At 67.2% G+C, this 25,548-nt stretch carries 22 protein-coding genes and 5 pseudogenes; 17 read left to right on the top strand and 10 right to left on the bottom strand.

Annotated features, from left to right (window positions below; genetic code table 11):
- Positions 1–119: 119 nt before the first annotated feature.
- Together AB0L75_RS39380 and AB0L75_RS39375 are read left to right on the top strand one after the other, a co-directional pair.
- A pseudogene (locus tag AB0L75_RS39380) lies at positions 120–308 on the top strand (MarR family transcriptional regulator); the annotation flags it as partial.
- A 186-nt stretch (positions 309–494) separates the two neighbouring features.
- Positions 495–1,055: a hypothetical protein gene (locus tag AB0L75_RS39375; protein ID WP_365191020.1), complete on the top strand. Its 561-nt coding sequence runs from the start codon at positions 495–497 to the stop codon at positions 1,053–1,055.
- Positions 1,056–1,367: 312 nt separating this feature from the next.
- On the opposite strand, the pseudogene AB0L75_RS39370 reads toward AB0L75_RS39375, so the two are convergent.
- Positions 1,368–1,547, bottom strand: a pseudogene (locus AB0L75_RS39370) (IS5/IS1182 family transposase); the annotation flags it as partial.
- Between the two features lie 286 nt (positions 1,548–1,833).
- Here AB0L75_RS39370 and AB0L75_RS39365 point away from each other — a divergent pair.
- The 5 genes from AB0L75_RS39365 to AB0L75_RS39345 all read left to right on the top strand — a co-directional run bounded on the left by AB0L75_RS39365 (position 1,834) and on the right by AB0L75_RS39345 (position 6,173).
- Positions 1,834–2,355, top strand: a complete 522-nt coding sequence (locus tag AB0L75_RS39365; protein WP_365191019.1) for an RICIN domain-containing protein — start codon at positions 1,834–1,836, stop codon at positions 2,353–2,355.
- Between the two features lie 612 nt (positions 2,356–2,967).
- A complete protein-coding gene (locus AB0L75_RS39360; RefSeq protein WP_365191018.1) occupies positions 2,968–4,080 on the top strand; it encodes an ABC transporter substrate-binding protein in 1,113 nt (370 codons plus the stop codon).
- Between the two features lie 415 nt (positions 4,081–4,495).
- On the top strand, positions 4,496–5,359 hold the full coding sequence (locus tag AB0L75_RS39355) for an LLM class flavin-dependent oxidoreductase (RefSeq protein WP_365191016.1): 864 nt from the start codon (positions 4,496–4,498) through the stop codon (positions 5,357–5,359).
- Positions 5,360–5,532: 173 nt separating this feature from the next.
- On the top strand, positions 5,533–5,967 hold the full coding sequence (locus tag AB0L75_RS39350; protein ID WP_365191015.1) for a VOC family protein: 435 nt from the start codon (positions 5,533–5,535) through the stop codon (positions 5,965–5,967).
- Positions 5,968–5,990: 23 nt separating this feature from the next.
- The gene (locus AB0L75_RS39345; protein ID WP_365191013.1) at positions 5,991–6,173 is read left to right on the top strand and encodes a hypothetical protein; all 183 of its coding nucleotides are present in this window, start codon (positions 5,991–5,993) and stop codon (positions 6,171–6,173) included.
- Between the two features lie 3 nt (positions 6,174–6,176).
- On the opposite strand, the gene AB0L75_RS39340 is transcribed toward AB0L75_RS39345, so the two are convergent.
- Complete coding sequence (locus AB0L75_RS39340; protein ID WP_365191011.1) at positions 6,177–6,488, bottom strand: CU044_2847 family protein; 312 nt, start codon at positions 6,486–6,488, stop codon at positions 6,177–6,179.
- Between the two features lie 213 nt (positions 6,489–6,701).
- On the opposite strand from AB0L75_RS39340, the gene AB0L75_RS39335 reads away from it, so the two are divergent.
- The 5 genes from AB0L75_RS39335 (at position 6,702) to dacB (ending at position 15,059) form a co-directional block, all read left to right on the top strand.
- Complete coding sequence (locus AB0L75_RS39335) at positions 6,702–10,994, top strand: trypsin-like peptidase domain-containing protein (RefSeq protein WP_365191010.1); 4,293 nt, start codon at positions 6,702–6,704, stop codon at positions 10,992–10,994.
- A 173-nt stretch (positions 10,995–11,167) separates the two neighbouring features.
- On the top strand, positions 11,168–12,184 hold the full coding sequence (locus AB0L75_RS39330; RefSeq protein WP_365191009.1) for a L,D-transpeptidase: 1,017 nt from the start codon (positions 11,168–11,170) through the stop codon (positions 12,182–12,184).
- 81 nt (positions 12,185–12,265) lie between these two features.
- Positions 12,266–12,769, top strand: a complete 504-nt coding sequence (locus AB0L75_RS39325) for a SigE family RNA polymerase sigma factor (RefSeq protein WP_365191007.1) — start codon at positions 12,266–12,268, stop codon at positions 12,767–12,769.
- Positions 12,762–13,484 (top strand): hypothetical protein, encoded by a 723-nt coding sequence (locus tag AB0L75_RS39320; RefSeq protein WP_365191006.1) that lies wholly within the window; start codon positions 12,762–12,764, stop codon positions 13,482–13,484. The genes AB0L75_RS39325 and AB0L75_RS39320 overlap by 8 nt, the downstream gene beginning before the upstream one ends.
- Before the next feature lie 207 nt (positions 13,485–13,691).
- Complete coding sequence (dacB, locus tag AB0L75_RS39315; protein WP_365191004.1) at positions 13,692–15,059, top strand: D-alanyl-D-alanine carboxypeptidase/D-alanyl-D-alanine-endopeptidase; 1,368 nt, start codon at positions 13,692–13,694, stop codon at positions 15,057–15,059.
- 49 nt (positions 15,060–15,108) lie between these two features.
- Here the strand turns inward: dacB and AB0L75_RS39310 are convergent, their stop codons facing one another.
- The gene (locus AB0L75_RS39310) at positions 15,109–15,273 is read right to left on the bottom strand and encodes a hypothetical protein (RefSeq protein ID WP_365191003.1); all 165 of its coding nucleotides are present in this window, start codon (positions 15,271–15,273) and stop codon (positions 15,109–15,111) included.
- 310 nt (positions 15,274–15,583) lie between these two features.
- Entirely contained in the window at positions 15,584–16,036 is a 453-nt protein-coding gene (locus AB0L75_RS39305; protein ID WP_365191001.1) for a DUF2690 domain-containing protein, read from the bottom strand.
- Positions 16,037–16,756: 720 nt separating this feature from the next.
- Between AB0L75_RS39305 and AB0L75_RS39300 the strand changes: the two genes are divergently transcribed.
- Complete coding sequence (locus AB0L75_RS39300) at positions 16,757–17,980, top strand: GAF domain-containing SpoIIE family protein phosphatase (RefSeq protein ID WP_365190999.1); 1,224 nt, start codon at positions 16,757–16,759, stop codon at positions 17,978–17,980.
- Positions 17,981–18,080: 100 nt separating this feature from the next.
- Here the strand turns inward: AB0L75_RS39300 and AB0L75_RS39295 are convergent.
- Positions 18,081–18,173: pseudogene (locus tag AB0L75_RS39295) on the bottom strand (IS5/IS1182 family transposase); the annotation flags it as partial.
- A gap of 349 nt (positions 18,174–18,522) precedes the next feature.
- Here AB0L75_RS39295 and AB0L75_RS39290 point away from each other — a divergent pair.
- The 3 genes from AB0L75_RS39290 to AB0L75_RS39280 all read left to right on the top strand — a co-directional run bounded on the left by AB0L75_RS39290 (position 18,523) and on the right by AB0L75_RS39280 (position 20,934).
- Positions 18,523–18,831 carry a hypothetical protein gene (locus AB0L75_RS39290; protein WP_365190997.1) on the top strand — a complete coding sequence of 103 codons (309 nt, stop codon included), beginning with the start codon at positions 18,523–18,525 and terminating at the stop codon, positions 18,829–18,831.
- A gap of 458 nt (positions 18,832–19,289) precedes the next feature.
- Positions 19,290–19,580, top strand: coding sequence for a hypothetical protein (locus AB0L75_RS39285; protein ID WP_365190996.1), 291 nt, complete (start codon positions 19,290–19,292; stop codon positions 19,578–19,580).
- A gap of 310 nt (positions 19,581–19,890) precedes the next feature.
- Complete coding sequence (locus AB0L75_RS39280) at positions 19,891–20,934, top strand: PP2C family protein-serine/threonine phosphatase (RefSeq protein ID WP_365190994.1); 1,044 nt, start codon at positions 19,891–19,893, stop codon at positions 20,932–20,934.
- Between the two features lie 102 nt (positions 20,935–21,036).
- On the opposite strand, the gene AB0L75_RS39275 is transcribed toward AB0L75_RS39280, so the two are convergent.
- The 3 genes and pseudogenes from AB0L75_RS39275 to AB0L75_RS39265 form a co-directional block, all read right to left on the bottom strand.
- Positions 21,037–21,669, bottom strand: a complete 633-nt coding sequence (locus AB0L75_RS39275; protein WP_365190993.1) for a M15 family metallopeptidase — start codon at positions 21,667–21,669, stop codon at positions 21,037–21,039.
- Between the two features lie 192 nt (positions 21,670–21,861).
- Positions 21,862–23,062: pseudogene (locus tag AB0L75_RS39270) on the bottom strand (IS701 family transposase).
- A gap of 213 nt (positions 23,063–23,275) precedes the next feature.
- Positions 23,276–23,419, bottom strand: a pseudogene (locus AB0L75_RS39265) (IS701 family transposase); the annotation flags it as partial.
- A gap of 1,036 nt (positions 23,420–24,455) precedes the next feature.
- On the opposite strand from AB0L75_RS39265, the gene AB0L75_RS39260 reads away from it, so the two are divergent.
- Positions 24,456–24,704, top strand: coding sequence for a transposase (locus tag AB0L75_RS39260; protein WP_365190991.1), 249 nt, complete (start codon positions 24,456–24,458; stop codon positions 24,702–24,704).
- Between the two features lie 18 nt (positions 24,705–24,722).
- Here AB0L75_RS39260 and AB0L75_RS39255 read toward each other — a convergent pair whose 3' ends face one another.
- The gene (locus AB0L75_RS39255) at positions 24,723–25,112 is read right to left on the bottom strand and encodes a DUF393 domain-containing protein (protein WP_365190989.1); all 390 of its coding nucleotides are present in this window, start codon (positions 25,110–25,112) and stop codon (positions 24,723–24,725) included.
- A gap of 118 nt (positions 25,113–25,230) precedes the next feature.
- Positions 25,231–25,548 carry a transposase gene (locus AB0L75_RS39250; protein ID WP_365191023.1) on the bottom strand — a complete coding sequence of 106 codons (318 nt, stop codon included), beginning with the start codon at positions 25,546–25,548 and terminating at the stop codon, positions 25,231–25,233.

The raw sequence follows: 25,548 nt of genomic DNA, 5'->3' as shown, positions 1-25,548 counted from the left end.
AGCGCCTCCACCAGAGCGGCCGTATCAGAGGCCACCACACTCGCCCGCGACTCGAAATGCGACCGATGACGAGCAGCCGTCACCGCCACCCGCGCGGGGGAACCGGAGCCACGGCGCCGGGTCCGATGACCATGAGCGAGCTGGCCGGGCGGATGAGCTGCGAACCGTCGAACGCCACCGTCGTGATCGACAAACTCGAGAGTCAGCAGCTGATCGAACGGCGCCCCCACCCCACCGACCGCCGGGCAAAGCAGCTGAACCTCACCCCTGAAGGCACCGAGCACCGGGAAAGGCTGCTGAAACTACTGCACCCACGCTGAAAGCCCCCAGACCTGAAACCTCCGGGACAGCAGGTCACACTGACGGGTACAACACGCTGACGTCACGCAACACACACGCCGGCGTCAGGCGTGCTCGCCTCCCCCGCTGAGGGGAGGCGAGCACTGTGCTGTGGGTGGATGCCTCCCATGCGGCAGTCTCGGCAGGATGACCGCATGAGGCGATCACTTGACTGCGGCACGCTCTATCGCAGCCCTTCACGGGCCGTCGTATGGACGGCAGTTGCGGGAGCTGCTGGAGCCTTCCCCTATGTGGCGATGAAGGTCTACTGGGCGTGGGGTGGGACGGCGGGCAAACCGGCTGGGATGAACCTCGCCGACGAGTTCGCCAGGAACGGGGCTCCCCGGGTGCTCGTGTGGCTGGAGCGGCACGGCATCGACTTCACCGCCGTCGGCATCGTTCTGGCCATCACTTTGCTCGGCGCCCTCACCCGGCCATGGGGCCAGGTCTTCCCGCGCTGGATGCCCATTCTCCGGGGCCGCGGGGTGCCGCGATGGCTCCCGTTGGCATTCGGCTGGGCCGCCGCGCTGACCCTCGGGCCCTACGGCAGTCTCGGCCTAGCGGTCATCGTGACCGGTGGGCTTGCGAAGGTGAACACCGCGGGGATGTCACCACTGGTGTTCGTCGTGGGGTTTCTCAACTTCTTCTCGATCGGGGTGTCCCTCGGCGTCTGCTCGCTGTCGTACCAGAGGCGGACCAGGCCAGGGAGCGCCTGACGCTCCAGCAGGACTTCGCCCCGGTGGCCCGGACTACGTGTGAACAATCCGTCCCGTTGGGCTTCGCGGGACGCCGGCTGGCCTGCCCAGGCCATCAAGCGCTCGACCATCCAGCGGCGGGGCAGGACGACGAACTCCCTGGCCTCCTTGGCCCGATCGACGAGCTGTCCGCCATGTACCCAAGGATGTTGCACAAGGCTCTGCCCTGGCAGGTCAGAGCCCGTGAACCCGGTTGTCTGCTCATGACGCGAGGGCCAGGTTGTGCATGTGTGAGCAGCGGTCCCAGCCGCTGGATGACACAGCAAACCGTTACACCGCGACCATCAGCACTCGCCCGGCCAGCGGCAAGGGCCACGGCCGACCGGCCGACCCTGAAGAGTGCCATTGCCACGCCGCTCCCGCACCACCTTCAACACAGGCGCGAAATGCGTCACCTGCAGCCCGGTGAACGCCTTGCCCTCACACCCGCGCAGCACGTAACACCCCGGCCATTCCAGGGAGATGTCCTGCCCACGCCCTTCTGCAACACCCTTTAGCCTGATGCATCCGTCAACTATTTGCACAGATGGAGCGACGCCATTTCGGGTGGTTGCCGTGCGAGCGAGTCGCGTTTTCAATGAATGGGGCTGTGAATGGGGCCGGCAGGGAGGGCACTTCCGGCCGGTGGGCCGTTTTTTGACTGGAAGGAGTTGGTCTGCCTCTTGCGGTTCTGGTCCGGCGAGGAGAGTATCTCGATGCTCAGCAATTCCCTTCGGTTCGATCTTCGAGGAGTTGCTCCATGAGGTTCCTGAACGTTCCGCTCGCGGTGGCCAGTGCTGGTGTGCTGGGCCTTTTGGCTCTCGGTGCCCCTGCCGCACATGCTCAAGAAAATCGCCCGGGTGCGCAGTCGGATAGCGGGTACAGTGTCCTGTCGAACGACTCCAGCCCTCAGCAGGTTCTCGACGCCTACGGGTTCGGCACCATCAGCGGGACTCCGGTTGTCACCTGGGCTGCCAACGGGGGGATCAACCAGAGATGGTCTTTGGCCGATCAGCCGGATGAGACCGTGGCCATTGTGGGCGCCCAGAGCGGAAAGTGCGTGGCTCCTTCCGGCTCGCACGGGGCTCTCATGCTGCAGGACTGCACTGCTGTGCAGTTCGGGCAGCGCTGGTACAAGGAACGGCGTCCCGGGGGCCGCATCATCTTCGAGAACGCCTTGTTCGAGGGGCAGTGCCTGGACATGGCGGGAAGCTACAGCCAGGCCGTCATCAGGGACTGCAACGGAAGTGCAAGCCAGAATTGGCGGCTTTTCGCTTCATAGACGCCACAGCCTTCGGCCTTGCGCCGGAGGCTATCGGGCACGGATCCCTGTCGGGTAGCTTTCTGTTTCCTGACCACCGGGAAAAGATGGTGAGTTCTACCTTCAGCAGGGATTTCATCTTCGTTGCTGCGACCGGCTGGTCACTGCAACGAAGAAACCGGTAGGTATTTTCGCCATACCCCCTGGTTCCCGGGCCCGATGGCCTGGGAACCAGAGGGCGTCTGAAAAGGGCGGCCAGCGGGGCACGCAACAAGCTACTGAACTTGCACTCGTGATGTCAGTCTTGCGGGCCCCACCCGTGTGGGACGGGGAATCCGTTCGCGTTCTGTGTGGCGGCGACCTGCGATCGTGAAGACGTACTCCTCAAGCGGGGCAGCCTGATGAGCCCCCGTAATCCGACCAGTAATCGACGGGAGACCGGCGTCTGGATCAGGTGGAACAAGGCCTGGATCGCGGGCTTGTGCGTGGGTAAGCTGCCCGTCCGGATGACCTTGACTTGCCGAGGTGACCGTCCTTGTCCCCCACATCAACGTCCTCTGCCGACTGACCAGGACGTTCACTCTGCGATCCGGACAACCTGCACCCCAATCGTCACACGGAAGACGCCCACGCATGAATACGCCACCACCGCCACCTGGAGCGAAGCCGGCTGACGGACCATCCGTCCAGATCGGCGCTCTCGTTCCGCTGACTCGGCCTGGCTGGGTCGAGGCGGGCCAACACTTGCTCGCTGGACTTGAACTGGCCGTTCGCGACGTCAACGACGCCGGCGGGATCGGCGGAAGACCACTCGAGCTGGTGGTCCGAGACACCGCTGCTGATCCCCAGAGGGCCGCGGCGGCCGTAGACGAACTGGCTCGCCTGGGCGTGGCCGCCTTGGCGGGGGAATATCACAGCGTCGTCGCTCGCGCCGTTGCCACCAGGGCTGACGCCCTCGGCCTTCCGTACCTCTGCTCGTCAGCGGTTCTCGACGGGCTCACCGAACAGCCGACGGAATGGGTCGCGCGCCTCTCCCCGCCGCAGTCCCGCGGCTGGCAGCTCTACGCAGACTTCCTCCTCAACGCGGGCCACAGACGAATAGCCGTAGCTGCCCAGCCGAGTGTCTACTGGGCAGCTGGGGCCCGCATCCTGCAGGACTACCTCGCTCCACGCGGCGGCAGCGTCATCCAACTCGACATGGGCGCGCTCGCCCCCACGGCCCTGTGTGACGCACTCGTCGACAATCGCGCGACAGCCCTCCTCCTTCTGGTCGGCCACCCGGAGCCGGCAGTGTCGATCGTCAAGTCCGTCCGCCGCGACCAGCGCCTCGCCCAGATGATGATCGGTGCTCCGGCCGGGCAACCGGAGTTCGCCGAATGGGCGACGTCGCTCGGCGACGACAGCGCCGCGATCCCGTTCCTTCGCTACCTGCCCGAGCGCCTCAGCCCACTCGGTGCACGAGTCGAGACGGCACTCCGCGAACGGCTGGCCGCAGCGCCCTCCTTCGTCGCCTTCGAGGGCTACGACACCATCGCCGTCCTCGCCGACGTACTGCGGTCTCACGGCACGGACCGGGCGAGCACTGCCGCATCCTGGCCTCGCGTCGCAGTCGAAGGCACCCGCGGGCAAATCCAGTTCTCCCGCACACCAGGCATCAGCGTTTGGCAATGGGCTGGGACGCCCATCCAAGTCGTTGACCGAGATCCAGCGGAACCCGATCGCTTTCGGATCCTTCACACCAGCTAGGAGAGCAACAAGGCCGTCAAGGAGGCTGCGTCCTGCCAGCCTGCCTGCTGGCGGACGTCGGCGCGCTGGGGGTCGGCATCGTGCTCGACCTCGATCCGCCCGACTGCGCCCAGTCCCGGAGGTCGGCCGCGGCGAGGTTGCGGATGTCGCCCTTATTCCGGCGGCCAGGTGGAGCTGGGCGGTGTCCCAGACCAACACGATCGGGCCGCCGCGTCGGATGCGGGAGCGGACGATCAGATCGTGGAAGTCCCGCCAGCTGAAGCCCTTCGGGCGTCCTCGCGGCCCCGGTACTCGGGGATCGCATAGATCAGACGGGACCACTCGCCGAGCTTGAAGCAGGCTCGGCAGCCTGCCGGGAAGCCGCCTGGATCCGAATCCCATTGCTCCTTCGCGGTCAGCCGCGCATCCTGCTGGGATGCGCTTCTCCATCAACATCCCCAACTTCGGTGACTTTGCTGACCCGCGAAACGTCGCGACCGTTGCGGCTGCCGCCGAACAGGCCGGCTGGGACGGGCTGTTCGTCTGGGACCACGTACTGCATCGGCAGCACCAGGGGCGTCCTTTCGGTGATCCATGGATGCTGCTGACCGCGGCCGCGTTGGCGACCTCACGGATCCGCCTGGGCACCCTGCTAACGCCGGTCCCCCGCTACCTCCCGCAACAACTCGCCCGCCAAGTGGCCACCCTGGACCAACTCAGCAACGGCCGAGTGATCTTTGCCGCCGGCCTGGGCGGTCCGGTCGAGGACGAATACCGCAGCTTCGGCGACGCCGCCGAGCCACGCCTCCTCGGCGAGAGGCTGGACGAGGGACTGGAGCTGTTGACGCGCTTCTGGTCCGGCGAACCGGTGAACCATGACGGCCAGAACTACAAGGTCCGGGATGTGACCCTGCTGCCTGCCACCGTGCAGCGGCCCGGCCCGCCGGTATGGATCGGCGGGTTCTGGCCGCGTCGCCCTCCCATGCGGCGGGCAGCGCGGTGGGATGGCGCGGTGCCGCTCTTCGAGACGGCCCGGCATGGGCATGTGCCGGACGTGGCGGAGGTACGGGACCTGGTCGGCTACGTACGCAAGCACCGTGCGGCCGGAGCCGAGCGCCCCTTCGAATTCGTGCTCGGCGGTGCCACGCCTCCGGCCCCGGCCAAGGCCAGGGACCTGATCGGTCCGCTGCACGACGCCGGCGCCACGTGGTGGGACGAGCGACAGGTGCAGACCGGCCCCGACCTGGACCGCCTGGCCCCGGTGCTGCGCCGCATCGACGCCGGGCCGCCGGTGGTCTGATGGGCCGATCGGGTGTGCGCCGGGCGCAGTCGCACACTCCTCGTGGGCGAGTGCTGTTCCCCGCAGGGGCGGGGAACACATCACGGAAACCATGGAGGCAACCATCCTCATAGGACCAACCCCGCGGGTACGGTGACCACTTCGCAGCGGAGTCCCCCTGCTACGGTGGGCCGATGGCATCGGTCAAGCAGTTCCAAGTCACCTTCGACTGCGCAGAACCTGAGCGCGTCGCTCGTTTTTGGTCCGAGGTGTTGGGGTACGTCGTACCGTCGCCGCCGGAGGGGTTTGCCACTTGGGACGATTTCAATCACTCGCTACCTCCTGAGGATCAGGATTCATGGTTCGCATGCAGTGATCCCTCAGGTGTGGGCCCGCGACTGTACTTCCAGCGTGTTCCCGAAGGCAAGGTCGTCAAGAATCGGGTGCATCTCGACGTGCGGGTCGGCACCGGACTCGTGGGTGAAGAGCGCCTGGCCACGCTTGAGGCCGAATGCGCACGACTGGTCGCGCTCGGCGCGGAACGCGTGCGACTACTGCCTGCCGATGACGAAAACGAGTCGTGCCTCGTGATGCAGGACATCGAGGGCAACGAGTTCTGCCTCGACTGACCAGCCTCCGAGACGGCGAGGCTGTGAAGTCCGGCGATGCCGAGCGAGGCCTGATCGAGTCCACCACTGCTGTGTTCGCAGCGGTGGACTCGACCCCTACCGCCACGCTGACCCGCTTCATCGACACCCACCGCAACCGGTTCGGCGTCGAACCGATCTGCCGCGCTATGGCCATCGCCGTCGCGACGGACTACGCGGCCAAGTGAGGGTCAGCTCTCCGATGCGCCATTCCACTCAAGAGTCACGGTGAAGTTCGCTTCGCTGGTGGCCTTGGCGACGACCACGCCCGCCTCAGCCGCAAGCTTGATCCCGAACTCGACGCTCACCTTGTCCGGACGGTGAACCATCTGGCGCACACTGCCCGCCATGGTGTCCAGCGCGGGGCGAATGTGGTCGAGGGCTTCCTGCAGAGTCTCGGCCGACGAACGCGCCAACCCGCCCGGGCCACGTCCGACACGGTCGAAGCCGCTCTCCCCGTCCGCCAGTTCCACTCGCACCGACGTTCCGTCACCAAGCTGCATGTCACCGACTGACGTCACCGCTGCCCCCACCGGCCTCAAAATGCACAGACTGCTAACTCGGCCCGCATAGTACGCCGTTGACGCACCTCCTGGGTACGCTGAGACACGGTGCACTGACCCGGCGGCAGCTTCTGAAGAAGGATCAATGGTCCAAGGAGAACCTGGAGCATCACTCAGAGATACCGGTCACCCTGAACCAACAGGAGGCTGCCATTGAACCCCGCACTGGGCCGGCTGGCGGCGAGCGTCGTGCGAGTCCGCTCTGTCACGGGTGAGGTAGCTGGTGCCGGGTTCGTGGTCGGTGACGGTCTGGTCTGCACCTGCGCGCATGTAGTAGCACACGCTCTGGGCATTGAGGGGCAGGAGGTGAGGGCCCCTGACGAAGCCGTTCGGGTCGATTTTCCACTGCTGGAGGAAGCCGGCGCGGTTGCGGCCCGCGTGCACCATTGGGAGCCGGTGAGGCCGGACGACAGTGGCGACATCGCCCTGCTCGAACTGGTCGAGCCCGTGCCGGGGGCCCTTCCGGCACCTCTCGTCGCTGGTGGCGATGTATGGAACCACGCCTTCCGGGTTTTGGGCTTCCCTCGCGATCGTGACCACGGCATCTGGGTGCAGGGCTCGCTGCGTGGCACGCAGGGGCTTGGGTGGCTTCAGATGGACACCGTGCCCGGAGCCCCTCGGATCGAGCGCGGCTTCAGCGGCTCGCCGGTTTGGGACGACGATCTCAACGGCGTTGTCGGGATGACCGTAGCCGCGGACGGGCCCGCCCGCCCCGGCACGGCCTACCTCATTCCGGCATCCGCACTGGGCGAGGTGGCGCCGCAGCAGTGGCCCAACCCGTACCGCGGACTGGAGCCCTTCAGCGAGGGCGATGGTGGGGTGTTCAAAGGCCGAGACGACGACATCGAAGAGCTTGTCTCAGCGATCCGCGGACGGGCCTTGGTGGCGGTGATCGGACCTTCAGGCTGCGGCAAGTCATCGCTGATACGGGCGGGTGTGCTGCCTCGGCTGCAGGCGTCCGGCATGACGGTGACCAGGCTCCGTCCGTTGCCAGGGGTCAGACCGGAGTTACTGCTGGCACAGGCGGTGCTGCCGCATCTAGAACCTGGCCTCGACGAAGTCGAGCGTCTGACGCATGCGCGTACGCTCGCTGATCTGTTCTCCGGCGAGGAGGTGGGCCTTCTCGCGGCGCGGTTGGTCGAAGGCCGGGACGTACAGCGAGGCGAAGGCGGGCACCTGCTGTTCCTCGACCAGTTCGAGGAAATCGTCGTCAGTGAACCCCAGGCTGCGAGGGAACTGCTGCGCATTCTGGCGGTGATGACTCGGGCGGTTTCAGGGCTGCGCGTGGTCATGACGCTGCGGTCCAAGTTCGTGGACGATCTGCTCACCTCTGACGTGGCACGCTTACTGCGGACCGTGCTTATCGCCCCTCTCGAGGGTGAACAGTTGAGGACGGCAATCACTGAGCCGACTGCTTCCGTACCAGGGTTGGTCTTTGAATCCGGCCTGGTGGAACGGCTTGTCGCGGACGCCGGTGAGGAGCCGGGGCGCTTGCCGCTCATCGAGTTCGCTCTCACCCGGCTGTTTGAGCACCAGGTCGCCGGGATGCTCACCCACGCCGCATACGATGCCATCGGCCGCGTGGGCGGGGCGCTGGCGGCCTACGCCGAAGACAGCTGGTTCAACCGGCTCACCCCACAGGAACGCCCAGTGGCGCGGCGGGCCTTCACTCAGCTGGCCCGCCCAGACGACCGCGGTGGCTTCGTGCGCCGTCCTGCGTCTGCAGACTCTTTCGACTCGCAGGCGTGGCAGCTCCTGCTGCGGCTGAGCGCTGAGACCCGCCTCGTGGTGGTCAGCCAGGGCGCGTCCGCCCAGGAACGGATTGTCGACCTCGCTCACGAGGCACTGATCCGCCAATGGGGGCGATTGCACGACTGGTTGGTGGAAGACCGGGACTTCAGAGCGTCGCAGGAGCAGCTGCGCGAGCGCATCGGCCAGTGGAACGAGACCGGCCAGGACCCGGGCGGCCTGCTGCGTGGCGCGGCGCTGGCCCAGGCCGCGGAGTGGCTCACTTCGCGCAGCGAGGACCTCGCACCGGCCGAGCGTCACTTCATCGTCATCAGCCGCCGTGCTGAGCAGCGTGGGATCCGGCGCTGGCGGGCGGTGACCGCCTTCGCGATCACCCTCGCCCTGGTAGCGGGCGCCCTGGCGGTACTCACGTTGCGCAGCAACAACGTCATCCACCGGCAGTTGCGCACCCAGGCTTCCCGCCTCATCGGGCAGGAGGCACAGCGTCAAGCGGGCGCGGCGCCCGCCACAGCGCTGCAACTGGCCCTCGCCGCTTGGCACAACGACCCCAGCACCGGGGAGGCGTACGCGGCTCTCCTGCAGCAGCAGCTCACGGCGGGGGCAGCGGAGAAGGTTCTGCCCGGCCTGTGGCCGGGAGGTTTCAAGCACTGGAATTCGTCTGCTGACGGCCAGACCGTCGTCGTCATATCCCTGCTGACCAACGGCAGAGAAGCCATGACGGTCTGGACCGGAATGCTCGGCGATCACCCGCGCCCCTGGCACGTTCCGGAAGGGTCGGGCGGCGTCTGGACGGCTCTGAGCCCCGACGGACGTACCCTGGCCGTGGCTCGGCGGGACGGCAGTGTGGGCCTGTGGGATGTGCCGGGCCGGCGCGGCCCCACCGTCCTTCAGCGGCCCGACGCGGAGCCAACGCCGTCGGTTATCGATACCGGAGTTCTGACCTTTTCCAGCGACGGAAGTCGACTGCTGCAATTCCGTTACGGGACCGAAGGCTATATTGCCCAAAAGCGCGGACCGGCCATACGGGTCTGGGACATGAAGCGCAGGCAGCCGGTGGCAGCCGGCGGTTCGCTCCTGACCCTGGGAGGCTCACCGGACCAGGTAGCCTTCGCACCAGGTGCCCAGTCGGTCCTGACGACGTATGGGCACCTCCCTCATCGCGTGGACATCGCCACCGGCAAGGAGGAGCATGCGATCGCCGAGAAGGACACCATCTCCATCGTCCGAGGCGGCCAGTCGCTGCTGACCTGCGGGTACGGCAAGGGCTTCTCCCCCACACTCAGAGTCGTGGATCTCGACTCGGGAGTCAGGCGCGAGATCGACGGGGTGACCAGCTGCCCGAACACCGCTGTGGAAGACCCTCAGTGGTTGGACGCCACGGGCCGGTTCCTTGTCACTGAATCGGAGGCGACCGGCGAGCGATATCAGCTGCTCGTCCTCAACGACCTCGCCACCGGGCGCGCTTATCAGACCACTGTCCCTTCCACAGACACCGCCCCCTCTCAAGGGATGGGGTCGAACTTGATCGTGCTTCCCCAGCGAGACGGACGCCCGGTGGTGCTCGCAGCCGTCGGCCCGGACCTGATGCGGCTGAGGGCGGCGCAAATCAGCACGCATACGCTTGAGGGAAGCCCTACTGCCATCACCTCGGCCGACACGGTGACCGAAGGGCTGACGCCGCTCAGCCCGAGCGGTCGCTATTGGGCGAGCGGGTTCAACAAGCAGCTGACGATCATCGATGCGCACTCACACCAACAGCTGAGCACCGAACCGGAGCCAGCCGGAACCGCCGATGACAGCCAGTTGGCCTTCAGCGGTGACAACGCGTCGCTCGGCCTGCTGTCCCGCCACACGCTGACCGTGTACAGCGTGCCGGAGCTGACCCGCCGCTTTCAGGTGCGCATCCCCGATCCTCCTCTGGCCGGGCAGGAAGACACCACCAGCGTGCAATCCATGTGGTACGACGGCATGATGCCGGGCGAAGGCAGCGAGTTGGTGGTGCTGCGTGGAGGGGCGTTCACCCGCTGGTACACGCGTACCGGCCACATGGCCGCCCCCCAGCTCACCGTCGCCCGCACCAGCACGGAGGCCAAGGACGTGGCGAGTCACGGCCGTGCCTTCCCGCGGCTCGGGCACCCCGGCCAATGGCTGCTCGCCATGCCGGACGGCACCGTACAGCTGTGGGATCTCCCACGCAGGCGGCTCCTGTCCCAGTTCCAAGTGGGCACCCATCTCGACGCGGGTCACGTGAACGAGCCGCTCGTGACCGACAGCACTGGCAAGCGTCTCGCCGTGGTCGGTACCACAGGCACCGTGACCGTCTGGGACATGAATGCTCGCCGTCCCTCCTACGAGCCGCTGCCCGTCAAGGGCATCACCAAAGTCGTCGGGTTCGGCCCCCCGGACACACTGTTCGTGCTCGCCGGCAGCAAAACCAACGACAACGGCGAACTGCAGATCTGGGACCTGCCTCACCACCGGCAGATCGCCACCGTCGACGCTCCCGACAGGGTGCACCACTGGATGATCCGCGACGGGCGACTGTACGCCTACCTCGCCAGAACCGAGATCATCACGGAACTGAATCCCGACAACTGGTTCCGCACCCTCTGCGCCGCCGCTGACCGCGGGTTCACACCCGACGAGCGCAAGCTACTCCCAGCAGGCACGGACACAGCGCCCCCCTGCGGGTCCTGACAGCCAAGCACCTCAAGGGCGTCAGCCTGCACACCAGGCAGGGACAGACGGTGCGCGAGCACGTCGTGCATCTCCCGAGTCCAGCTGCCCGGCAAAAGGTCGTGCTGCGATGCAACCTGCCTCCGAGCCCGTGCGTATTAGAGGCGATACCGCACCTCACACGGGGGAATCTCATGCATTTGGACCGTTCTGCCGGTCGGACCGCCGCCGGCCGTCTCGGTGCCGCTGTCACGGCCTGCATCGCTCTGCTCTCGGCCGTCGGCTGCTCGACGGACGCGGGGACCGGCATTCGTACGGCCGCCGACGCACCGGATACTCGGGCCTCCGCGACGGCGCGCGCGAAGGCCGAAGGCGGGGACAATGACGGCACGGGCAAGACATCCCACGCACGCCCGGCTCCGTCCATGCCAGAGCCCGCCATACTCGCGCAAGCGACGGTGCACATAACCGACGGGCAGACGGTCGGTGTGGGCATGCCGATATCCGTCACCTTCCCCCAGCCGGTTCCCGCCGCCGATCGCAAGCCCGTGGAGAACTGGCTGCGCGTACAGACCTCGTCCGGCACGACCGGCGCCTGGAGCTGGGTGAAGGGACACAACCTCCCGGACGGGCAGCGTGTCGACTTCCGCCCGAGTACCACCTACTGGCAGCCCGGCACCAAGATCACCCTCCGCCTCGGCTCGCACGGCGTCCGCCACTTCGCCATCGGCCGGTCACTGGTCGCCACGGTCGACGCCAGTACGCACGAGATGACCGTCCGGACCGGCGGGAAGACGCAGCGCATCCCGGTCACCACCGGGGCGCCGGGAACGGACACCTGGAACGGGACGATGATCGTCATGGACAAGCAGCCCAAGGTGCTCATGGACTCCCGCACTGTGGGCCTCGGTGACGAGTACCGCGGCGACTACTACTGGGCCGTGCACCTGACGACGTCGGGGACGTACGTGCACCAGAACCCACGGGCGGACACCGAGGCCGGGCACCGTAACGTCACCCATGGCTGTGTCGGCCTCGCCACCGACGGCACTGCCAAGCGCTTCTACGACCAGGTACAGGTCGGCGATGTCATTACGGTCATCGGGGCCAACAAGGACACCGTCGCGGCCGGCAACGGCTACGGCGACTGGAACCTGACCTGGCAGCAGTGGCTCGCGCACAGCGCCGCCGGCGCCACCACGACCGCATGACCGCTGCCCCGCCCACCACATGGCCCCCGCCGCACCGGCCCCTCATACGCGCCCTGCGCCGTAAGAAGAGAGCACGACAAGGTGACCGAGGATGAGTTCGACCTCTTCTACGCGGCTGCCTGCCCGCGTCTGGTCGGCCAGCTGTACGCCCTGACGGGCGACTACGCCGAAGCTCAGGACGTGGTCCAGGAGGCGTTCGCACGCGCCTGGGAGCGGCGTTCATCCGTCCTGGACGGCGACCGGGATCCGGAGGCGTGGATCCGCACGGTGGCACACCGTCTGGCGATGAGCCGCTGGCGGAGGGCACGCCGCTGGTGGGAGCTGGTCCGGGGCGAGTCCGAGCCGCGGCCGGTGCCCGAACCGAACCCGGACCATGTGGCGTTGGTCGCCGCTCTGCGGCGCCTGCCGGAGGCCCAGCGAACCGCGATCGTGCTGCATCACCTGTGCGATCTGAGTGTGGAGCAGATAGCCGCCGAGACCGATGCGGCCGTCGGCACCGTCAAGGCACGTCTGTCACGCGGCCGTTCAGCACTCGCCGCTCACCTGAGCGAGGACATCCACTCCACGGAGGAAGCCTGTGTCTGACCAGCCACCACCGCATCCCCTGATCGAGACAGAGCTGTCGGCCCGGCTCCGTGGCCTGGCCGCGCAGGGCGCGGCACCGGCCACAGGGGCACAGGCGAGGAGCCGGGCGCAACGCCGCCGCCGCCAGCGCGTTGTGCTCTCCACCACCGCGCTGGCGGCGGCCCTCACCGCCGTCACCTCCGGCGCCGTCGCCTCCGGCGCCCTCGGCTCCGCCACCGAGGCGGCCGCACCCCCTGCGGCGCCCGTGTCCCACACCCCGACACCCGCCTCGTCCCCGGCGCCCGTCCAGCGGGTGACGATCGACCTCGACGCCCACACACTGACCATCAAGGGCCGGAGGTTCCCCATCACCGGGCTGCAGGAAAACTGCCCGATCGGCGAGAGGGCGGTCACGGTCACCGCCAAGTACCCCGCCATCACACTGCCCCCCGACAAGTTCACCAAGTATGTGCCCCGCTTGCAGTGGGTGGTCACCTTCACCGACCGCCAGCACCACGAGCGGCCGCTGATGTGGGCGCTGGACCCCGCCGCCGGTCTCAACAGCATCGGTCACAACTCCGGCGCCGGGTCCATCGCCCTCGCGCCCCAGGCCGGGAAATGGGTGTACGACGCCATCAAGCCCGGCGCACGCGTGGAGATCAAGGGCTGGCAGGCCGCGAGCGCGGACCCGGACTCCGTGTGCTACGAGCGCGAGCCGGTCACCGGCAACCGCTGACGCCGAACCGGCAGCGTGGCGCGGGCAGGCCGACCGTACCGGTCCAAGGCTGCGCGAGTACCACGCCGTTGAGCGCCAGGCTATCGAAGCAAGCAAGAGGCCGCCGCCCCTCCGCCCGCACGCGCGCTGTCCCGACCGGACATGGTCGGCACCCAGTCCATGAATTCCGCCGTCCAAGGCCCCCACTCCTGAAAGCTTCGAACCTCAATGACCGACATAACTCTCAAGACACCCGAGAACACCTTCCTTCCCGGTGCCCGGCGCCGACACCGCAAACCCAGACAGAGTGGCACGAGAACGGGCCTGCGCCGGGCCGTCGTCCTCGCCATGGCCGTGCCCGTGGCGTCCGCCGCCGTGGCGGGTCCGTCCGCCTTCGCCGCCCAAAAGCGTGTCGGCACGACGACCAAGACCCACGACCTGGACACCGACGACCAGCACATGGCCAAGAACCTGGAGACACGGGTACTCGATCAGCGGCTCGGCCCGAACGTGAGCGACGTGGTCCTCAACGCGGCCTCGAACACCACCGTCTGGGGCCATAACGCCTCCACCGCACTGATGCCGGCGTCCAACGCCAAGCTCGCCACTTCGACCGCGGCCCTGACCGTACTCGGCCCACAGCACCGGTTCACCACGAAGGTCGTCTACGGCCACGGCACCCTGACCCTCGTCGGGGGCGGCGACCGCACCCTGACCACCGCCGACCTCGCGGAGTTGGCGAAGACCGCGATCGCCGGACTCAAGGCCGCGGGCCGGACCGCTGTGAAGGTCACCGTCGACGACAGCCTGTTTCCGCAGCCCACCCTGGCCAAGGGCTGGAACGACGGCTACTACCCCGACACCGTGGCCCCGGTCCGCGCGCTGGTCGTCGACGGGCACGGCGTCCAGGACACCTCCATCGACGCCGGGCAGGTCTTCGCCAAGCAACTCGCCGCAAACGGCATCATGGTCACCGGCGACGTCACCCACGCCACCGCGCGCCCGACGGATGTTCCGGTGGCCCAGCACAAGTCGGCGCCGCTCTCTGACATCGTCCACACAATGCTCAAGCACAGCGATAACAACATCGCCGAGACCCTGCTGCGGATGACAGCCCTGGGCGCCGGCCGCCCGGCAACCTTCGAGGGTGGCACTGAGGTCGTGCGCAGGGTGCTGAGCCGGGTGTACGGCGTTTCGCTCGGCAACTTCGAACTCTACGACGGCAGCGGCCTGTCCCGGGCCGACCGCATCCCGGCCACCACCCTTGCGCAGATCCTCGAACTCCTGACGCAGCCCCGCTACGCGCACACCCTCGGCTCCATCCTCGACGGCCTGCCCGTCTCCGGCGAGGCCGGCAGCACGCTCGGCCCGGAGTACGGCCGCTTCGACGACGCCGACTCCAAGTGCGCGGTGGGCAAGGTGCACGCGAAGACCGGTACCCTCACCGGCGCCATCGCACTGAGCGGTCTGACTCAGGGCAAGGACGGCAAGTGGAAGGTGTTCGCCTTCGTAGAGAACGGCGCCACGGCCGACCCGAACGCCATCAAGGACGCCATGGACGACCTCGTGGCAACCGTCAACGGCTGCTACGCGTAAGGGATTCAGCCCCGGGCGCCGGTGGGAGAAGCCATCAGGAGACGGAGGCTCAAGGGGTCTCGCCCCCGTAGTAGTACGTCGGGCTGGTGAAGTACGAAACGCCGTAGTACGTGCCGCGGCCCAGGCTGACCGGATTGGACCACACGGTCCCGCTCGGACCCGGGACGACCGCGCAGTTCCGGCTGCCGGGGACGACGTTCTGGTTGACGTCCACGATCTCCGCGCAGAGCGTGATGGAGGTGTTGTTGCTGCCCGAGGTGTCCGCGACGGAACGGTCTCCTCCGGCGTTGATGGCGGCTCCGGGTTTGGGGCCGCTGGACGTTCCCCGGACACATCGAGCGTTCGCTCCGTCGCCTGGGCCGGCCGCTGCCCGAGTTGACTTGCTGACCTTCGCCTTGGCGCTCCTTCACCGTGCCGAGGAGCTGAGCCGAGTAGCAGCGTCACCCACTGGCGGACGCTGCTACTCGAACGGCATCACTACGGGTGGTTCTGTGCGCTGCGGACTCCCGTACGATCGGTGGGGGTCAGAAGTTGCCTGTGCGCGCCACCTGGCTCCACCAGGCCGACGAGTCCACCAGGCCCCACGCGTATGACGTAACGTTGCGATCGTTCAGCATCCTGCTGTAGCACGAGTAAGCGCTGAGCGAGGAACTCCAGGTCAGCGTGTTCCCGCAGGCCTCGAAGGCCCCGTCTGTGTTTCGGACAACATAGCCGAGCCCATGGGAAATCGGAGAGACCAGTCGCGCCCACACGGTCCCGCACGATGTGCTGTACCGCAGTTGAATCGTCCCGACTTCCGTTCCGTCAGCGCGGTACACGGGTGCCGAGTTCACGGTGACGGCCGAACTGTTGCACCCCGTCACGATGGGATCTTGGCCGTCGTACGTAGCAGCCTGCGCGGAGCCGGTGCCGGCCAGTGCCACGGCGGTCAGGGCGGCCACTGCGGCGGCGCGACCGAGTACGCGTGCGAGTCTCATGTGTTGCCTCCTGCGACAGGGTTCAGGACGCGGTGGGGAGGTGACGGGCGCAGAGCAGCAGGTATGCGATGTCGAGTTCCTCGACCGGGTCGAACCACGCAGCCGGTCCAATCTCGCGACCACGAACCGACCCCCGCCGAGTCTTCCCCCGGTGCCCAGCCCGTGCTGGGACGCACACCAGAAACTACAGCGGTTGCCGACGGCGGCAAGGGCCTCATTGCACTGTGAGGCGGTCCCTCCGGTGCCGGAGTGCACAGCGAGCGGACATTCACCGACCCACGGCTCTGCGCGGCCATCCCTCCACTGGAGAAGTGGGACGGCCCCGCCCATGTGCGGCTGGGTCCGAGTTCGGTTCGAATCCCGCACGGCACCCCCGGTGAAGGGCTCCCGCCGGCGACCGTGTCCGCACGCCGGCGGAAGCGGGCAGGTACCCGTGCCACGCGACACTTCGACCGGGAGCGTGCGCATGACTGGCTGGGCGAACCACGCGCGCTGCAGTGAGTGACGGGACTCCAGCTCGTGGACGACCGGGCTGTCTCTTCACCGACATGAGAGCCCAGTCGGGCGAGCAACGCGAACACTTCCCCGATGAGAGGTCGTCAGCTCGCATAGGCCGACATGCCGCGCATGGCGTAATGATCCGCCCGGGCGTACTTCCCAGGTCACGTTGTGCACAGGCGATGGCCGGAATCGTGGCAGGAAGAGGTGGCGAACCGGACCATGAGCGAGGAGAGCGTGGACCGGTCGGAGGGCTTCGGCGAGCGATTGCTCGGCGCGCTGCTGGATCAGGCGCGGCTGATGCCGCCGCAGCTGATCGCGCCGCTGATCGCACAGGAGGTGGCCAGGATCGGAGGTCGTGACGTCTCCATCCTGCTCCAGGACTACGCGCAGGAGCTGCTGGTGCCACTGCCGGGCAGGAAGCTGCACGTCGGCCAGCCCGAGCCGGTGGCCGACTCCCCCGCCGGCCGGGCCTTCCTGCGCGCAGAGGCCGTCGAGGTGCCGAAGGCCCACGGCGTCCGGATGTACTTGCCTCTGCTGGACGGGAGCGACCAGGTAGGGGTGATGGCCCTGACACTGGACGCTGTGGGCGCCGATGAACGGCGCCTGCTGGGTCGGCTCGCCAACTTGGTGGCCGACGTGCTGGTCACCAAGAACGCCTATACGGACCAGTTCTTCCTGGCTCGGCGCCGAGAGCCGATGAGCGTATCCGCGGAGATCCAGTGGAGCCTGCTGCCGCCGCTGACGATGTCCGTTCCGCAGGTCAAGGTCGCCGGAATCCTGGAGCCCGCCTACCGCGTCGCCGGCGACAGCTTCGACTACGCTCTCAACGACAACATCCTGCACATGGCACTAATCGACGCGATGGGCCACGGCCTGGACGCCGCCGCGATGGCGACCATCGCCATCGGCGCCTATCGCCATGCCCGGCGCGTGTTCATCAGTCTGGCCGAGAAGTACGCGTTCATGGACGATGCCATCTCCCGGCAGTTCGGGCCCGACCACTTCGTCACCGCGCAACTGATGCACGTGAACATCAGCACCGGTGAGATGGAGCTGGTCAACGCGGGCCACCCCGCGCCGCTACTCATCCGCGACGGCCAGGTCGTGCGGCAACTGGAGAGCGCAACAACGTTGCCCGTCGGTTTCGGCGGTGAGGTGCCTCGGATCAGACAGCACACGCTTCAGCCGGGAGACCGGGTGTTGTGCTACACCGACGGCATCATCGAGGAGCACGTCGCCGGCGGGGAGCCGTTCGGTGAGGACCGCCTCATCCGCTGCGTCAACCGCCTGGGAGAGGAACCAACAGAGGGAGTACGAGCGGACCTGCGCCGACTCTCCCACACGCTGAAGGGCGAACGAGGCGGGCGTACCAGCGATGACGCCACCCTCTTCATGATCGAGTGGCACGGAGGCCCTGCCGACCACTTCGCGGTTCTTGACTGAGAACCTCGACCTCAACTGAGCCTGAACTGGACAGTCCCGCCCACGCGGAGCGGAAGCCGCCGTCGCGGCGCTGTCGCGGTCGCCGACACAGGCCGGGCCGCCAGTAGTGGTACACCGTCTGCCAGTACTGCAGGTCGTGCGGCAGCAGTCTCCAGGCACAACCGGCCCGCAGCCAGTGCGCGAGCGCATTGACGTTACTCACGCGCCGCCACCCTGCCACCCCGCCACCCCGCCACCCCGCCACCCCGCCACCCCGCCACCCCGCCACCCCGCCACCCCGCCACCCCGCCACCGGCACACATGCCCGGTGACCTGCCTCTTCAGTCGCCCTCTACCGAGCCTTCCTCCTCGAAGTCGGTACCGGCGGCGCCACGGGCTCGCTCACTCCTCGCCAGTGAGCGCTCAGCGCCTCCGTACGGTGATCGATAGAAGTGGGCCATTCGAGGGCGCTGGGCAGACACTCCGTGCAGAGGCCCACCTCACTCAAGTCTTCATCTTTTATACTTGCGCCGTCACTTAGCGTGAGGAACCATATGAAAAGCGTGATTGAAGCGCTGCGCAACCCGCGGCGTCCCCTTGTGCTCGGTGCAGTGCTGACCGTCGCGCTCGTCGTGCAGTCAGCCGTGCTCCTCGCCCAGCAAACGCAGATCGACGATCTCCAGACGCAGCCCATCGACCAACAGGAGCACCTCGAGTCCGGCCCTCCCGGTCCGTCCGGTCCCCCCGGCCCCCGCGGTCCGGCAGGCCCTGTCGGCCCGGCAGGTCACGACGGGAGAGACGGGAAGGACGGGAAGGACGGGAAGGACGGCAAGGACGGTCACGACGGCAAGGACGCTGTCGTCCCCGGCTAGACCCTCGGCCTCAGCGGGAATGCGGGGGCAGTGCCCTTCCGGGCGGCCCCTCCGTCACTCACTGGAAGGGGTTCGACCCCTGCATCGCCGGATGGGTGCAATCGCTGTCGCAGACAGCAACCCCCGGTGACCCATCCACGGGAGGCTTCGCTGCTCGACCGGGGGCGAGGCGGTGTCGGCCGACACCCAAGCCCCCGGCGCGCCGAAGTGCCGCCTTGAGTCAGCGAGTTCGATGCCACGTACTCGCTTGCGCTTCGCCGGCAACGTGCTTCAGCGCCTCCGCGCAGTGATCGGCGGGCTCGGACGTCCGAGGTCGCCCTGACACAGACGCTCAACGCGGCGGTCCACCTCCTCCAAGTCCGCTCTTTACAGTTTCGCCGTCACATAGAGTGAGGAATAGCGTGAGAAGCGTAAACGAGGTGTTGCGTAGCCCGCGGCGCCCCCTTGTGCTCGGCGCAGTGCTGACCGTCGCGCTCGTCGCGCAGTCAGCCGTGCTCGTCGCCCACCAGCAGCAGATCGACAGACTCCAAGCACGGCGCATCGCCCTCCAGGGGAAGGACATCGAGCACGGCCTGCACGGCGTGCCCGGCCCGCCCGGCCCCTCCGGCCCTGCCGGCCCGACAGGTAAGCCGGGGCGAAACGGTGAGAACGGCTATGACGGTAGGAGGGGCCATAACGGCAGGAGGGGCCATAACGGCAGGAACGGTCGTGTTATCGCCGCCGACCCATCGCCGGATGATGCGGAATAGATGACGGCTGAGGGTCGGCTGAGGGCTGTCTGCATGGGGTGTGGATTATCGGGTGCGGGCCAGTCCGTGTAGTCGGCAGATGCCGAGCAAGGGCGACGTACTGGCGCACGATCCTCACGTTGCGAACGACCGGCGTTGGCCGGAGTCTCGCGGAACAGATGCGACACCAACAAAGCCGACGAGGCGGTCCGGGGCAGGCGGCCGACTCTGATCTGTCAGAGCGCTATGTTCCCATTGCGTAGATATTCTGTGAAGTGTGATCGAGTCTGGACGGCCGCGGCTCCGTCGTCGCCACGGCCGGGGGAGGCTTGTGCGGCTGTCGCCGGTCATCCTGACCGTCGTCATCGCCAGCCTGGCATACACCACTCCCCCGGAAATGGCCTTCAGCCGCCTCCTGCCCGCAGCACCGGCCCTCGCCGCAGCTATGTGGCCGGTGCTCCCGACCGTCCTGCTGGGGACGGTCTGCCTTTTTCTGATGATCGGCCTCAGCATCGTGTTCCCCGGTCTGGGGACGTGGTGGACAGCTGCGGGGATCATCGCGGTCACCGTGGCGGCCGCGTATGGAAGTCATGTCCGGCTCCAGCGGGAGCGGACCCTCTTTCAGGTGCGACTCGTCGCCGACGCGGCGCAGCAGGTGGTCCTGAGTCCTATGCCGCGTCGCTTCGGGAGCGTCGAGATCGAGTCGCTGTATCTCGCGGCCGCAGCAGAGGCTCGTATCGGCGGGGACTTCTACGAGGTGGTCGACACGAGATACGGGGTCAGGCTGCTCATCGGTGATGTGCGCGGCAAGGGCCTGCCGGCAGTGGGAGCGGCCGCGGCGATCGTCAACGGCTTCCGGGAGGCGGCCTACGGCGAGGCCAACATGGTCAGCGTCGCGCGCCGACTGGACGCCAGCAGCACCCGTTACAACGCCGCGTTTCCCCCCGAGGTGCCGATGGAGCGCTTTGCCACCGCCCTTCTCGTCGAGATCCCGCACGGGGGCAGTCGTATCGAGATCCTCAACTGCGGACACCCCCCGCCGCTGCTCCTGAACCGCGGCAAACTCCACACCCTTGAGCCCACCACGCCCTCGCCACTGCTCAACCTCGCCGAGCTGATCGGCGATCACTACAACGTCGACACCTTCGACTTCACCCCTGGCGACCTGCTGCTTCTCTATACCGACGGGGTCGCCGAGGCTCGCGCCCGCGACGGCGAGTTCTTCCCACTGGTGGCCTGGATGCGCCGACAGCTTCCGACGTCGCCTCAGAAGCTACTCACGGCTCTCCACCGGGACCTCCTCCGATACAGCGGAGGACGCCTTGAGGACGACATCGCCGCCCTCGCCGTGCGCCTGGGTGAACCCTCGGAGTAAGCCCGGACCAGATCGCGGCGGGACTACGCCCTAGGTGATCGTTTCCAAGGGGGTGCCGGTGACTGTCTGACTGTCTGCTGGCGTTCCTGCGGTTCGAGTTGGTCAGGCTGGTCCGTAGATGGCACTGCCAGCCTTGCTGATGAGTGCCCAGTAGCGGTCGCCGTAAGACCAGTGCCACCACTCGGTGGGGTAGTTGACGAAGCCAGCGCCGCTCATGGCTCTGGCCAGGATGTCGCGATTGCGACGTGCTTGGTCTGACAGCCCCGAGGCGTCAAGCGGACAGTACTTCTCGTCTCCGGTGCGGTGGCCGTTCACAGCACCGCCCATGTCCAGCTCGACGCCATCGGCATCGACGAGCGTCAGATCGAGGGCCGCGCCGGCACAGTGTGGCGCCACTTCGACCGGGGAGACGAAGGCGCTGGCCTGGCGCCGCAGGTCGACGGGGTCGGTGATGCCGGAGCGGCGTAGGCGGTCCTCGTAGAGGGCAAACCGCCGCGCCTGCTCGATGCTGCTGCGATGCCCTTCTATGACGAGGAAGCTGACGCCGTCGGGAAGCATCTCCGATGCCGAGCACAAACGCTCAAGCACGCCGATCCGGACCCGGCCGTATGCCCCTGCCTCGTCTCGCTCCCGGGGGTCCAGCACAATCACCGGGACCGAGGCGATCTCAGCGAGAGGTTCGCCGCTGTCCTGCACCGGGATATTGAGCACCTTGGGATCACTCAGCAAGATCATGGATCCTGAGCCTAATACTCCAGCCGGACTTCTGTATTTCTGCTGGTCAACGGCTTGGCGGTGGGGAGTGTAGCGGGGGTGCGGCATGCGTGGGACGGTCTTGGGCAGGTCGTCCCACCAACGTGTGCCCGCGCCGCATGTAGTGACAGCGTCGGGCACGTGCCTGGTGACGACGGCGCCATCGTGACCAGTTCAGCACATGCTCGCGGCGTGCAGGACGGTGGCGGGGTTGAGTTGCCAGCAGACGACGGATCTCGGCTGGTGTGAGGTCCACAAGGTCGGGTGTGTCGGCCTCGGCACCCCCTTTTCACGCTCCTGCACGGCCATCACCGCGAGGAACGCGTGGGCGAGCATGGCGAGCGTGATGTGCCGGTGCCAGCCCACGTAGCGGCGGACTTCGTACTGGTCCAGGCCGCACTCGTTCTTCGCGCTCTGGAAACACTCCTCGATCTTCCAGCGGCAGCCGGCGACGCGGACCAGGTCGGCGACGGTTGCGTCCAGTGGAGCGCAGGCGAGGTAGTAGGCGATCTCGTCGGGCCTGCTGATGCTGCGGCGGGCCAGCACCCACCTCTGCCGTGTCGGCTCGTCGACGTCGGACTCGGTCACAGCGGGCAGACGGGCGGCGGCCCAGTCGTAGAACCGTTCCCCTTTGGCTCCCGGTCCCGCCGACACACGCTGCCACGCCTCGGGCGGGGCCTGGGCGATGAGATGGTCGATGCATGCGCGGGCTGTTGACCTGCTGTGACTTGGGGACGGCGAGCACGTAGGAAAGCTCGGCGTCCTCCAGGAAGCGCCGGAAGTGCGAGTCCTGTCCGTAGGCAGAATCCGCCGTCACCCAGGTGATGGGGAGCGGGGAGGCCAGAGTGCGCAGGATCATGTCGCGTGCCAGTTCGCCCTTGGTGGCGAAGATGCGCTCGTCGGGGATGCGGGCTGCTTGGCAGCGTTTTCGGTCCTCCAGCCAGGACTTGGGCAGGCAGAGCTCGCGGTCGACCAGAGCGTGGCCGCGGATGGTGGCGTAGGCGGCAAATACCCCGATCTGGCAATTCTCTGTCCGTCCAGCCGTGCCGGAGTATTGGCGCTGCACCCCGGCGGAGGTAATGCCCTTCTTCACGAAGCCGGTGTCGTCGAGGATCAACACGCCGTTCGGTGTGCCGAGTTGTTCTGCGATGTATGCCTGGAGGTCGTCGCGCAGGCCGTCAACGTCCCACCGGCTATGGGAAAGCAGGTGCTGCAGGCCGTGTGGAGTGGCATTGCCGGCGTACTCAGCGAGCTGCCAGCTGTTCTTTCGGCCGACCGGGCCGAGCAGCCCTCGGACGTAGTCCCGCATCCGCCGCCGGGACTCCACCCGGCAGAAGCGGGCTCCGGTCCGCAGGAAGAGTCCTTCGAGTTCCAGATCCCAAGCATTCGTTGGTACGTCGTGGATCACGAGAACGGACTGCTCGTCGCGCTGTCACTACATGCGGCGCGGACACACGTTGGTGGGACGACCTGCCCAAGAGCGTCCCACGCATGCCGCACCCCCGCTACACTCCCCACCGCCAAGCCGTTGACCAGCAGAAATACAGAAGTCCGGCTGGAGTACTAATACTCCAGCGCTAGATCGTGATCACGCTTGGGCTGCGGCTTGGCGGTGGTAGTTACTCGCTTGCGATCGGGCCTGGTGGAGGCGTCTCCAGTGGGACCAGCGGAGCCGGTGGGCCGCGTCGTGGACGCGCTGGGCAACGAGGGTGATGAACCAACGGGCGATCTCGTAGGATCCGACACGGCCTCAGCACCGCCCGATCTCCCAAGCGGTGCTGCGGTCTCGTCGCTCCCGCACTCGGCCCCGTGGATCTCCTCGCCCCTTCTTCAGCCGCCGACCGTCAGCAGGCCGTCCGGTCGCCAAGATCACGATCTACCGCCGGAGTACCTAACGTTGCGGACCCGCGACGTATCCCGGCTCACGTGCTGCCGGCACCCACCGGCTTCCGACCGCCGGGCCGACAAGTTCCAGCCGTAGCGCCTACAGGCAAGGACGTACTGGTTCCATTCATGAATGTCGAGAATCCCGGCATCAGATGTACGGCCCATCCGGAGGCGGCCCGCCGCTGCCGAAGTCGATGTTCACGAGAACGGGTTCTCGGGATGCCTTCGGAAGTCTCCCGAACATCAGCCGTCTCCACGGTGGTTGGGCTGAACGTCCCGGGCCCCGGAAGAGGTCGTGCTCCAGCTGAGGGAGCTGTTGTTCCCGTCGATCGCGAACATTGCGGTGCTGTCGGTAGACGTGAATATCGAGATAGTGCGCGTTGACGCGCAGTGCACCACGGTCGGCGCCGCCTACCCCAGGTGCGGGACCTGGACGAGCTGGCGCCCGGCTGGCTTCCGTCCTCGGCGTATCCGTCAGCCGGAGCACGGTCTTGCGCCTGGTCGACGCGCTGCCTGAGCCGGAGGTGCCTGCGCCGCGAGTGGTTGGTGTCGACGAGTACGCCACCGGCAAGGGCCGCCACTACGGCACCGTGCTGGTGGAGGAACTGTTCACCGGCAGTGGCAGAACCGGCCCTCGGTCCTCGATGACTACAAGCCGCACCTGGACGACCGTTGGAACGAGGGCTGCACCAACGGGTGGAAGCTGTGGGAGGAGATCGTCCCGCTCGGCTACAAGGGCAGCTACCAGCGCGTTCGCGCGTACCTGCACGACAAGCGCACCGCACCACAGCCAGTGACCGCCCGACTCCAGCTCAAGACCGTCCCGGGCTCACTGCCCGGAACTCGACCCGCTCACCAGGCACGTCTGCTCTTTCGCGACCATGCTCACCGGCGGACAGGGCGAGCGGCTGCCGGACTGGCTCGACGCCGTCCGACAGGACGATCTACCCAGCCTCCATACCCTCGCCGCAGGCATCGACCGCGATCGTGATGCCGTCGTCGTCGGCCTCACCCTGCCCTGGAACTCAGGTCCTGTCGAAGGCCATGTCAACTGGATCAAGATCCTCAAGCGCCAGATGTTCGGCCGTGCAGGTTTCGCCCTGCTCCGCAAACGTGTCCTGCTGTCCTGACAGTGCTGGAAGCTTCGGCTACAGGCCAACCGCTCGACGGTTGGGCAGTGCGCATGCCGCGGTGCCTCCTGGCATGCGATGACGGTTGTTTGCGACGAGTCGGTACACACCGTGGGCAGCCCACCGCATGGGAGGCAGCATGAGCAAGGCACCTGCCAGCGCCCACCCTCCGCCTGCGCTCAGCAGTGCCTTAGCAACAGCCTGGGCACCTCCATACACCACGCCTCTGGGAGTCACCCACAGAACTTCATGCTCGGCTCGCGTTGAGGTGACACCAAGAGCTTCCAAGTCCGCGAACTGCCAAGGAATGGTCTCGCAACAAGGCTGCAGGCGTCGCTCAGCGAACCTCACCGACGTAGAGCAAAAGCCGCAATCTCCATCAAAAACGAGTACCGGCCGATTCCGCATGATCCCATCATGCCGCGCCTACCGCAGGGTAATTACTCCGCGGACGAATACAGGCCACGGAGCGTCATCGAGCACGGAAGCTGGCTCTGTCGCTGATTTGGGGGTGTCAGCTGGTTGATCAAGGTGACAGGAGGATGCGGCGTCGTAGGAGGTCAAAGTCGGCCCGGCCGTACATCTGTCTCTTCAGCAGCTTGATTCTGGTGACGTTGCCCTCGACCGCTCCCGAGGTGAAAGTGGTGGTCAGGGCAGCGAGAACTGCTGCGCGGTCGCGCCGTATGCCGGCGGCCAGGGTGCGCAGTTCTCGTTGTCCGTCGAGGCGGACGTCGGCGAGCCAGACGTCGAGGGCCAGGTGCTCGCTGCGGCGCTCGCGCACCATCGCGGCCAGGCGCCGGGCGTATTCGGTGGTCGTGGCCAGGGCGGGACTGCGTTCGCACAG

The organism is Streptomyces sp. NPDC052101 (assembly GCF_040680235.1).
Taxonomy (GTDB): domain Bacteria; phylum Actinomycetota; class Actinomycetes; order Streptomycetales; family Streptomycetaceae; genus Streptomyces.
Note: the sequence above shows the minus strand (reverse complement) of the source record. Positions and strands in the feature narration are given on the sequence as shown.

What these genes read in the sequence shown, in the direction of transcription:
- AB0L75_RS39375 (WP_365191020.1), top strand. Translation starts at nt 495, where the DNA reads ATGAGGCGATCACTTGACTGCGGCACGCTCTATCGCAGCCCTTCACGG.
- AB0L75_RS39365 (WP_365191019.1), top strand. Translation starts at nt 1,834, where the DNA reads ATGAGGTTCCTGAACGTTCCGCTCGCGGTGGCCAGTGCTGGTGTGCTG.
- AB0L75_RS39360 (WP_365191018.1), top strand. Translation starts at nt 2,968, where the DNA reads ATGAATACGCCACCACCGCCACCTGGAGCGAAGCCGGCTGACGGACCA.
- AB0L75_RS39355 (WP_365191016.1), top strand. Translation starts at nt 4,496, where the DNA reads ATGCGCTTCTCCATCAACATCCCCAACTTCGGTGACTTTGCTGACCCG.
- AB0L75_RS39350 (WP_365191015.1), top strand. Translation starts at nt 5,533, where the DNA reads ATGGCATCGGTCAAGCAGTTCCAAGTCACCTTCGACTGCGCAGAACCT.
- AB0L75_RS39340 (WP_365191011.1), bottom strand. Translation starts at nt 6,488, where the DNA reads ATGCAGCTTGGTGACGGAACGTCGGTGCGAGTGGAACTGGCGGACGGG.
- AB0L75_RS39330 (WP_365191009.1), top strand. Translation starts at nt 11,168, where the DNA reads ATGCATTTGGACCGTTCTGCCGGTCGGACCGCCGCCGGCCGTCTCGGT.
- dacB (WP_365191004.1), top strand. Translation starts at nt 13,692, where the DNA reads ATGACCGACATAACTCTCAAGACACCCGAGAACACCTTCCTTCCCGGT.
- AB0L75_RS39305 (WP_365191001.1), bottom strand. Translation starts at nt 16,036, where the DNA reads ATGAGACTCGCACGCGTACTCGGTCGCGCCGCCGCAGTGGCCGCCCTG.
- AB0L75_RS39300 (WP_365190999.1), top strand. Translation starts at nt 16,757, where the DNA reads ATGAGCGAGGAGAGCGTGGACCGGTCGGAGGGCTTCGGCGAGCGATTG.
- AB0L75_RS39275 (WP_365190993.1), bottom strand. Translation starts at nt 21,669, where the DNA reads ATGATCTTGCTGAGTGATCCCAAGGTGCTCAATATCCCGGTGCAGGAC.
- AB0L75_RS39260 (WP_365190991.1), top strand. Translation starts at nt 24,456, where the DNA reads ATGCTCACCGGCGGACAGGGCGAGCGGCTGCCGGACTGGCTCGACGCC.
- AB0L75_RS39255 (WP_365190989.1), bottom strand. Translation starts at nt 25,112, where the DNA reads ATGCGGAATCGGCCGGTACTCGTTTTTGATGGAGATTGCGGCTTTTGC.